This is a genomic window from Bacteroidales bacterium (assembly GCA_018334875.1).
Classification (GTDB): domain Bacteria; phylum Bacteroidota; class Bacteroidia; order Bacteroidales; family UBA12077; genus JAGXLC01.
On the sequence record JAGXLC010000522.1, the window covers coordinates 1 to 2587 of the forward strand.

General features: G+C 42.5%; 2 protein-coding genes. Both read left to right on the forward strand.

From position 1 onward, the window contains the following. Nucleotides 1-435 (forward strand): DUF4976 domain-containing protein (locus KGY70_20695; GenBank protein ID MBS3777625.1); only part of this gene is annotated, 435 nt, incomplete at its 5' end. Between the two features lie 63 nt (nucleotides 436-498). Beyond that, on the forward strand, nucleotides 499-2587 hold a 2089-nt coding region (locus KGY70_20700), incomplete at its 3' end, for an acetylxylan esterase (GenBank protein MBS3777626.1).

Below are 2587 nucleotides of genomic sequence, written 5' to 3' on the forward strand. Positions count from 1 at the left end.
AGAACACCTTTTATTGCCAGATGGCCTGAGCGCATAGCATCTGGAACCTCTTCCGATCATATCTCAGCCTTCTGGGATATATTACCAACACTCTGTGAAGTAGCTGATGTGGAGCCGCCGAAAGCTACGGATGGGATTTCTTTCTTCCCTACATTAGAAGGCAAGCATGAAGAGCAAAAACAACACGAATATTTATATTGGGAGTTCTATGCAAGAGGGGGGAAACAGGCTGTTCGTAGAGAAAAGTGGAAAGCCATCCGATTGAATACGTGTACCGATAATCCCAAACCGATAGAATTATACAACCTCAGTATTGATCCTTCTGAGGAAAATAATGTTGCCAATAATCATCCTGAAATTGTTGAAGAAATGAAGCGGATTATGAAAGAAGCCCATGATCCGTTACCCGAGTTCAGTTTGAAAATGAATTGGTAATTAAGAATCCGAATTAATTCAGAGATCACTAAGGCAATAAGAGTAAAAATAAATAAAAATCTGATGAAAAAAAATATATTTATATTTCTTCTTATTATAATTTTTTGTTCTTGTGGTTCCATATATGGACAAGGCAATTTATCCAACCGGGATCTTACTGTTTTAGACGAACCAGCCGATAACATGATGCAGAATTATCTGACCCATATTGTGGACAGGCAATTCTCGGCAAGAGATTCTCTGTTGTCATCACTCAAAACCCAAAGCGATTGGGACCAGTGGGCCTCGACGATCCGGGATTCCATGCGTTCATGGACCGGGCCCTTCCCGGAACGCACCCCTTTAAATGCCCGTGTAACGGGCAGGATTGAACGGGAGGATTATGTTATTGAGAAAATTCTTTTCGAGAGCCGTCCCGATTATCTGGTCAGTGCAAATTTGTATTTGCCTAAGGACATTACTTCTCCCCGGCCAGCTCATCTTAACGTAATTGGCCATGCGCAAGTGGGTAAAGCTGACGAAAGGTATCAAAGAATGAGTATAGCGCAGGCAAAGAATGGATTCGTTGTATTAACAATCGACCAGTTGGGACAAGGAGAAAGACAGGTAAGCGACTATGCTTCATGGGGAGGGGCACCTGGAAACACACATCAGATAATAGGTATCAAGGCTTTCTTGAGTGGTACACATGTATTTAATGTTATGGTATGGGATGCCATTCGGGCTGTTGATTATCTGGTTAGCCGGCCGGAAGTTGATGCAGACAAAATTTGCATGACGGGTAGTTCCGGAGGTGGCATGATGACGACATACATCTTGCCTTTCGATGATCGTATTCAAGTTTCCGTGCCCACATGTAATCCAAATACATGGTCGTACCGTGTGCATGCAGGTCTGGCAACAGATCACGAGCAGGTTTTTTTTGGTGCCTTTGAAAGTAGTATAGATCCCCGTGGAGATCCCCTGTTTGCTCACGTACCCAAACCTTTGCTGCTTAACACTACAACCGACGATCATTTGAATCCTACCCGAGGTGTTTGGGATCTTAGTACATGGTTGTATAAAACCTATTCTGCACATGGTGTACCAGAAAAGTTTACTACAACAATGGTTAGGGCAGGGCATGCTTACAATAAGGAGCAACGTGAAATAACCTATTCCTGGATGTTGCGATGGACCGATGGTGATGCATCGGATTTTTGGGAAGGGGATGCCCATTTAGCAGCGGAAGAGGATTTATGGGCTGCAGAAAATGGCAGTGTTTTCAATGAATCAGGGAATAGACAGGACCAGGATTTGGTTTTGGATTATTTAAGTGAAAATAAAGCTCAATGGAAATCTATAACCACACAAGAAGATTTAAATGACCGCAAAAAAAGGATGCCTGATTTGGTCAAAAATGTACTTCATGTGGATTTGGATCATATTCAGGCAAAAGGAGATTTAAAAGTATCGCATGAGGTGGGAGATGTCAAGGTTAACTCCTTTGTGATTGAACCGGAAGAGGGGATTGTACTACCCGGAGTTCTTCTGGAATCTGGGAAAAATAGCATGTCTGATGATATTATATTGTATGTCAGTGAGAATGGTAAATCGGATGTTCTCAGGGAAGAGAAAATTGTAAGCGAAATGCTAGATGAAGGATACAGGATTTGTGCGGTTGATCTGCGGGGTATAGGAGAAACAGCGCCCGACATGGTTGGCAAATTTTGGGATTTTCTGGCGGGTAAACCGATTTTCGGACAAAGAGTCCGGGATGTCTTGACTACCGTTAAATGGTTAAAAGAATCTGATCTCAACGCACGGCATATAAAATTCTGGGGAAAAGGAATGGGATCACTCTATGGAGCTTTTGCCGGAGTGTTGACCAATGATATTGATGAATTTATTCTTGAAGAACCCTTGATATCCTTTGAAAGCGTGGTTCAGGTCAAAGTACCGGAATACAATAATGAGATCATGTTGCCCGGTATCCTGGAAAAATTCGACATGCCCCAGGTTTATCAAGTTCTGAGTCCCCGCCCCGTTTCAATAATAAATCCAAGGCTGGGAGACAAAACCAGTGCCGGGAACTCTGATATTAATAAAATGGATGATTTGATTTTACCGGCTTATAGGGTTACTGAAAGTGAAGATGCCTGGAGTATAAAGA